Origin of the sequence: Methanospirillum hungatei (assembly GCF_020216685.1) — an archaeon.
Classification (GTDB): domain Archaea; phylum Halobacteriota; class Methanomicrobia; order Methanomicrobiales; family Methanospirillaceae; genus Methanospirillum; species Methanospirillum hungatei_B.
This window is the reverse complement of record NZ_JAIWNS010000233.1, coordinates 1-6771: the sequence shown is the minus strand read 5'-3', so window position 1 is coordinate 6771 and position 6771 is coordinate 1. Positions and strand designations below refer to the sequence as shown.

The 6771-nt window shown below is 49.1% G+C and carries 6 protein-coding genes; 4 read left to right on the top strand and 2 right to left on the bottom strand.

The features are described from left to right. On the bottom strand, window positions 1-1934 hold a 1934-nt coding region (locus LDL35_RS13720; protein ID WP_304023441.1), incomplete at its 3' end, for a PAS domain S-box protein. A 118-nt stretch (window positions 1935-2052) separates the two neighbouring features. Here LDL35_RS13720 and LDL35_RS13715 point away from each other — a divergent pair. From LDL35_RS13715 to LDL35_RS13700, 4 genes are all read left to right on the top strand, one after another. Next, window positions 2053-2679: a tetratricopeptide repeat protein gene (locus tag LDL35_RS13715; RefSeq protein ID WP_304023438.1), complete on the top strand. Its 627-nt coding sequence runs from the start codon at window positions 2053-2055 to the stop codon at window positions 2677-2679. Window positions 2680-2796: 117 nt separating this feature from the next. Then, window positions 2797-3303 (top strand): hypothetical protein, encoded by a 507-nt coding sequence (locus LDL35_RS13710; RefSeq protein ID WP_304023436.1) that lies wholly within the window; start codon window positions 2797-2799, stop codon window positions 3301-3303. A gap of 25 nt (window positions 3304-3328) precedes the next feature. After that, the gene (locus tag LDL35_RS13705; RefSeq protein ID WP_304023434.1) at window positions 3329-4186 is read left to right on the top strand and encodes a thymidylate synthase; all 858 of its coding nucleotides are present in this window, start codon (window positions 3329-3331) and stop codon (window positions 4184-4186) included. 271 nt (window positions 4187-4457) lie between these two features. Beyond that, on the top strand, window positions 4458-6488 hold the full coding sequence (locus LDL35_RS13700) for an AAA family ATPase (protein ID WP_304023432.1): 2031 nt from the start codon (window positions 4458-4460) through the stop codon (window positions 6486-6488). 4 nt (window positions 6489-6492) lie between these two features. Here the strand turns inward: LDL35_RS13700 and LDL35_RS13695 are convergent. Continuing rightward, a partial coding sequence (locus LDL35_RS13695; protein ID WP_304023430.1) for an isocitrate/isopropylmalate family dehydrogenase occupies window positions 6493-6771 on the bottom strand: 279 nt, incomplete at its 5' end.

Genomic DNA, 6771 nt, shown 5'->3' with positions numbered 1-6771 from the left:
GGGATATAATCCGGGTGGACATATACAAGAGGATCCTGACCGACCACTTCCTCTTCCTTTTCTGCACCAAATAACGTGATACCGGCAGGATTTGCATAGAGGATCTGTTTTCCATCATGCACGAAGATGGGATCAGGGGATAGTTCAACCAACGTCCTGTACCGTTCTTCACTCTCACGAAGAGCCTGATTGACCTGCATCAATTCACTGGTCCGCTCAGTTACCAGGATCTCAAGCTCCTCGCGGGACTTTTTCAGGTCCTCTTCTGCCTTCTTTCTGGTGGTTATATCCCTGATACATTCTATCGCACCGACGATCTCACCATCAGAATTTCGTAGCGGAGAAGCTACCCCCCACAGGTACATCCCTTCCTTCCCTGCTCTGCTCATATACGCCTCCCCGATGATGACATCCCCCTCACGATGGAGATGGACATAATTGTTCTTTGGTACTTCATCCGGCTTTAAGGCAAGATCGACCAGAATCGGCCTTCTCTCACCATAGAACGGGACTGAATATGCATAATTTCCTTTTCCGAGCATCTCCTCTGCCACTATCCCGGTCAGAGCTGCCATTGCACGGTTCCAGAATATCACCTCTCCGTGTTTGTTGATTACCACCGTTGCATCGGGGAAAAAGTCAATAACATCAGCCAGTTGCTGTTTTGATTCCCTGATCTCATCTTCAGCCTTTTTTCTCTCAGAGATATCAATGATGACGCCACGAAGCCCCGTCACTGTCCCGTTCTCAATGACGGCTGTGGAATGAATGATTACTGGAAATGCTGAACCATCAGACCTGATTGCCATATACTCATGCGGCTTGGAAGGAGCACCTTTCATGACATCCTGGACTATCTGAACCGCCCGTTGCCGATCGTCTGGAATGATAAAATCCAGTACATTTTTATCATCCAGGGGTTGGTCAGTCTCAAATCCAAAGATGGTATACGCCTGATGGTTGACATAGGTGATATTTCCATTCAGAGAGCACTCAAATATCCCTTCAGGGAGGAGATCGGCAAGATCCTTGTACTTTTTTTTACTCTCCTGAAGCATCTCCTGGGACTGGCGGAGTTCTTCCAGACGAAACTTCAGTTCTTCTCCTGATGCGATAAGTTCCTCATATGCCGCACTGAGATCAATATTCCGCTGTTCAAGCTCATGTTCAGCCTGGATACGTTCGGTAATATCCCGGATAATTGCCTGATAATAAACGGACTCCCCTACCTCCAGTTTGCTGACACTCATCTCGGCATCAAATACCGATCCGTCAAACCGGAGAAACTTCCAGGTGACAAAGGCGCCATCTTCCTGTAACGCAGTCCGGAATAAAGCCGCTGCCTTATCTTTGGTCCTGCTTCCTTCAGGCTGAAGCTCAGGTGCCAGTCTGATAAAATCAGACCCGATCATTTCGCTCTTGTCAGCATGAAACAATGCTGCTGCCTGATTATTACAGTCAACGATGGTAAAGTCGGAGAGGAGAAGAATCCCGTCAAACGCAGTCTCAAATAATCTCCTAAACTTCTCTTCACTCTCTAACAGGGCTTTTTGTGCATCTTGTGCATGAACAGCCTGCCGTATCTTATGGGCAAGTTCGGCAAAGAGAGAAGGTGGATCACCCCCCTTTTGCAGATAAAAAGTTGCGCCCTCGTTAATCGCCTCAATGACGACCTCTTCCCTTCCCTTGCCGGTAAAGAGAATAAATGGAATGTTCACCCCTTTCTCACGGTACGCCCGTAACAGATCCATTCCGGACATTCCGGGCATATGATAATCAGAGACGATGATGTCAAACGAACCGGACAGGATCATTTCAAGCGCTTTGAACCCTGACCGTACGGTTGTGACAGAAAAACCTTCCATCCTCTCCAGGTATAACTTGAAAAACCCGCAGAAGGATTCGTCATCATCAACGTACAGGACTGAGATCATCGGCTCTGTAATCTACCTGATACAACTGTAGGACACCGGTTCATATCAAGGTGCGGACATCGATACACTCAGGAGGTGATAATGAACTTCTTAAAGATCAGAGATGTATGGTATCATCATGAGATGGGTATATGTGCTGTTCTTTCTGGTAATGATGTCCGGGTTCTGGCCGGCTTATGCATCCCCGGCAGATGAACTGGCGGCACAGGGGAATATGCTCTATGATCAGGACCAGTATGACCAAGCCCTCATCATCCTTGATCAGGCCCTCGCCATCGACCCTGAACATCTTGAGGCTTTAAACGGGAAAGGAAAAACCCTGAAAAGTCTGGGAAGATATGAGGAGGCGATACAGCAGTATGATACGGCAATCGCTGTTGATCCGACCTATAAAAAGGCCTGGAACAACAAGGGAATCGCCCTGACCTACCTGGGAAGATATGAGGAGGCCATTGCCATGTTTGATGAATCATTACGGCTGGATCCTGAATATGGGAAGGCATACAGTAACCGGGCCTGGTGTCTTAACCTTGCCGGACGATTTGAGGAGGCACTGGCTTCAGCAGATAAAGCAACCATACTGGAGCCGGATTATGCACGGGGATGGAGCAACCGGGGAGATGCCCTCTCTGCTCTGGGCCGGTATGCCGAGGCGGTCATGTCATATGATACTGCGCTTATTCTGGACCCCGGACTTCGTGATGCCCTGGAAGGAAAAGAGAAAGCGATAGAAAAGATGTCATAACCGGCTCATTCCTTTTTTCAATCTCCTAAAGATCCCAGAGTGCCGGGATTTCGAGATGAAAATTTGCAAAAAAATCAAACGCAAACCAGATACCATACCGAACGAAACCATACACACATGAAGATTCAGGCAGTCCTTTTGCTTCTTATCATACTTCTCCTGGTACCCGGGGGGGTAATATCAGAGGAAAACCAGTCTGCACAGAATAATACAACGAGTGCAAACCTGACCGATGTACCAATAATTCCGGATATTTCCCCGCAGGAGAAACTGATGAACCGGGCCTTAGAGGCACGTGCATTTGCACTCGAGAAAGGGAAGGATGCGGCACTGGCAGAATTTTCCAATCCCTCCGGGCAGTTTAACGCAGAAGGTATGGTTATTGTCGCATATGATACCGACGGCGTCCTTCTTGCAGACAGCACACGACCAGGCGAAGTCGGTTCCCGGTTTATTGCAGATGACCATGACGCCGGACAGGTCAGGATGATGCGGGACCTTGCAACAACGGGCGGGGGTCTCTATGTAGATGCTGCAACAGGGAACTCCTGGTTTGTATCAGACATTGATGGCAGCTGGTGGATTTGTGCAGCCATAATCAGGAATGCCGGTAAACAGCCCTGATTTAAGAAATCCCACAGGAACTCATATGATCCTAATCAGGAAGCGAAGTATCGGACAGGCCCACGAAGAGGTGATCAGGGAGATTGCCAGGCGATGTGAAGGGCAGGTAAGGGTAACTGAAGACGGCGAATATACCTGGGATCCGGAAGAGCCGATCTGCATACACGTGGACGAGCCTTTTGCAGAGCCGATGCGTTCAGGGGCATCCCTTTTTGGAGAGAAATTCTCTGAACAGTACCAGGCTTCCCTCTATACCATTACACCGCGCCGTGACGACGGGACAGATGCTGTATATACCTATGGCAACCGGCTCCGTGATTATCCGAAGGCAGAGGTGGGAATCGTCAGAAAACAAGTTGGGGCGTTCAAAAATGCCGTCGATGGGCTCTTTAGAAAGCTGGGATATGTTCCGGCTGATGCATGCGGGGAGGTTATCTGGAAGGGTGACGGACGATATGGAGGGATTGACCAGATACAGGAGAGCATTATAAACCGGCTTATTCATAACCCTGAAAGCCGTCGTGCAATCTCAATTACCTGGTTCCCGGTTCAGGATATCGCCGCTGATGAGCCCCCCTGCCTGCAGCTGGTGCAGTGTGTCATTGATAAGAATAATCATCTCAACCTCATCTGTGTCTTCAGAAGCAATGACATGTTATCAGCCTGGGGGCAGAACGCATACGGCCTTGCCCATCTCCAGAAATTTATTTGTGAACAGATTAACCTGAAACGAAAGAACGACGAGGAAAAAGTCTCACAGGGATGGCTTGAAACAATCAGTATCTCAGCACATATGTATTTTCACCGGGATCAGTTAGAACTTAACCTGTTTTTGGAGAAGATAAAAACCGGAGAACTCTTTCAGTCTTTCCAGCGCAGATAATCCAGAACAGTCATCCCTTTCACCATTTGACTTTTTTCAGAAAGAAAAGAGAAACCATTTATAGTGACAGCATGATATGAAAGCGTATGGTGCTCATACCGGGTGCAGATACACGGCTCTTTCATCTGATCCGGTAGCATCAGAATACCATACACGCTTTACAGAGGGGGGTATCCGGCGTCCGGGGATACCTCACTGCCTGCAATCTTTTTGTCAGACTCTGCAGTATGAGCATACTATATTTATAGGATAACAAATCGAGAGATATCCTATGCAACTTGCCGAGTTCCGGGTTCAGAACTATAAAATTATTGAGGACACCGGATGGATTCCGGTCCAGAACCTCACCACATTTGTTGGAAAGAACGAATCAGGAAAGTCTGCAATATTCCGGGCACTTTCAAAACTGAATCCTTCAGACGGGGAAGGGTATGACGGGCTGAAAGAATTCCCACGCCAGCGGTATGCAGCAGAGATTACCAGAACCGACTGGCCGGTCGCCTCGGGCAGGTTTGTCCTCACTCCTGATGAACAGCGTGATATCGCTGCGATATCTGAATTATGCAGTGAAGTCAGATCTGTTGAGGTCACCCGTCATTATACCGGGACATACAGCATCACCTATCATCCTGATGTCGGCGTAGATCTTATCACCCCTCCTGACCTGATTTATGCGATTGAAAGTGCCATTGAACATATCCGAAACCTGATCGCTCCGGAGGGGAAGGGCGAGGAACTGGGGCGTATAAAAGAAGGTCTTTTAGCATTTCTCGAAGAGCAAAAAAGTGCTATTCCGGTTGACGGACAGGTTCACAAACGGCATATTGCAGATCTTATTAATGCGATTAAAAGCAGGGCCAATGAACCATGGCAGCATGACATCCTTGACCCGGTTACCGAACCGATGTACCGCCTGATCAGGCAGATGGAGATTTTTGAAGGGCTGATGGCTGCAAACCGGTATGTGATTGAGCATCTGCCAAAATTTGTCTACTTTGATCAGTACAATGTCATTGAGAGTGCGATACATATCCCGACATTTATTGCAACGCTTAAGTCCCATCCAGATACCCCCGGTCTTCGTGCAACACACTGCCTCTTTCGGCATGTAAACCTTGACCTGGATCAACTGGACCGTCTCGGCTCCCACAAGAATGCAGTCGATGACAACCCGATCATCAGAAGACAGGTCGATGAGCGTTCAATCCTCCTCTCAACGGCCTCAAACCTCATGACAAAGAAGTTCGAGGACTGGTGGGGACAGAGAAAGATACGATTCAGGTATGACATTGACGGAGATTATTTCAGAGTATGGGTATCTGATGACCTGGATCCCTCGGAGATAGAACTGGAACAGAGGAGTGCAGGTCTGCAATACTTCTTCTCCTTTTACCTTGTATTCCTTGTAGAATCAGGTGATGCATACCAGGACAGTATCCTGCTCCTTGACGAACCAGGACTCCAGCTCCACCCGACCGCCCAGCAGCAGGCTACCCGGTTCTTTGAACGTATCTCCCATCAGAACCAGATATTCTTCTCAACCCACTCCCCGTTCATGATTGACCTTGATCATCTTGACCGGGTCAGGACCGTCTATGAGGGTGAGGACGGAACCACAAAGGTATCAGTATCTGACTGGCCTGCAGATCGCGATTCTCTCTTCCCCCTTGAAGCAGCCCTTGCTACCAGAATAGCAGAAAGAACCCTCTCCGGCGGAAAGCAGCTGGTCGTTGAAGACACCCATGACCTCTGGCTGCTGCAGGCCATGAATTATGTTCTCAGGAGCAGAGGGAAGACCGGCCTTTCTCCTGATATCAGAATCACCCCGTCCGGAGGGGCGGCAAACCTACTACCCCTCGCCCTGATGATGACGGCACATAAAAAACCGGCAGCAGTCCTCCTTTCCGGACACAATATCCCGCAGGGGGTGCTTGAAAAACTCCCGTCCATGCATATCCGCGAGGGGAACGGACTCCTCCTCTATAGTTCGTTTGTAAACCGTCAGGGTGCCGGAATAGAGGATCTCTTCTCTCCAGAGTTTTATCACCGGTGTGTCAAGGATATATATCCAGATCTGCCGCTTGGACAGATATCAGAAAAAAGCCCGGCCGAACGAAATGAAGAGCGGGGAATTGCCCTTCAGATAGCAGACCTTGTTGAACGAAGGCAGGGAGAGCATTTTGAACGCTGGCGGGTTGCAGAACTGCTCTCCGACCGGATCTGTGAATCTCCCCAGAATCTGGACGAAGAGACGATTGACCGATTTTCACGTCTCTTTGATGAGATTAACCGGCTGATATAAGGGTTCAGAGGTCAGGACCCTCTGCCTTTTTTGATGATGCAAGATGTGAAAGGACTGCCCGTCCCACTTCCTCAGTTGTTGCAGTACCCCCGAGATCAGGGGTCTTGATCCCATCGGCGATGGTCTTTTGAATCGCCTTTTCCACTTCAATGGCACGGGGTTTCTCTCCGACATACTTGAGAAGCAGGGATACACACCTGATGGCCGCAATGGGATTTGCAAGGCCCTTCCCGGCTATATCAGGAGCACTGCCATGGACCGGTTCAAAGAGTGCCTGATGCCG

What these genes read in the sequence shown, in the direction of transcription:
- LDL35_RS13700 (WP_304023432.1), top strand. Translation starts at nt 4,458, where the DNA reads ATGCAACTTGCCGAGTTCCGGGTTCAGAACTATAAAATTATTGAGGAC.
- LDL35_RS13715 (WP_304023438.1), top strand. Translation starts at nt 2,053, where the DNA reads ATGAGATGGGTATATGTGCTGTTCTTTCTGGTAATGATGTCCGGGTTC.
- LDL35_RS13710 (WP_304023436.1), top strand. Translation starts at nt 2,797, where the DNA reads ATGAAGATTCAGGCAGTCCTTTTGCTTCTTATCATACTTCTCCTGGTA.
- LDL35_RS13705 (WP_304023434.1), top strand. Translation starts at nt 3,329, where the DNA reads ATGATCCTAATCAGGAAGCGAAGTATCGGACAGGCCCACGAAGAGGTG.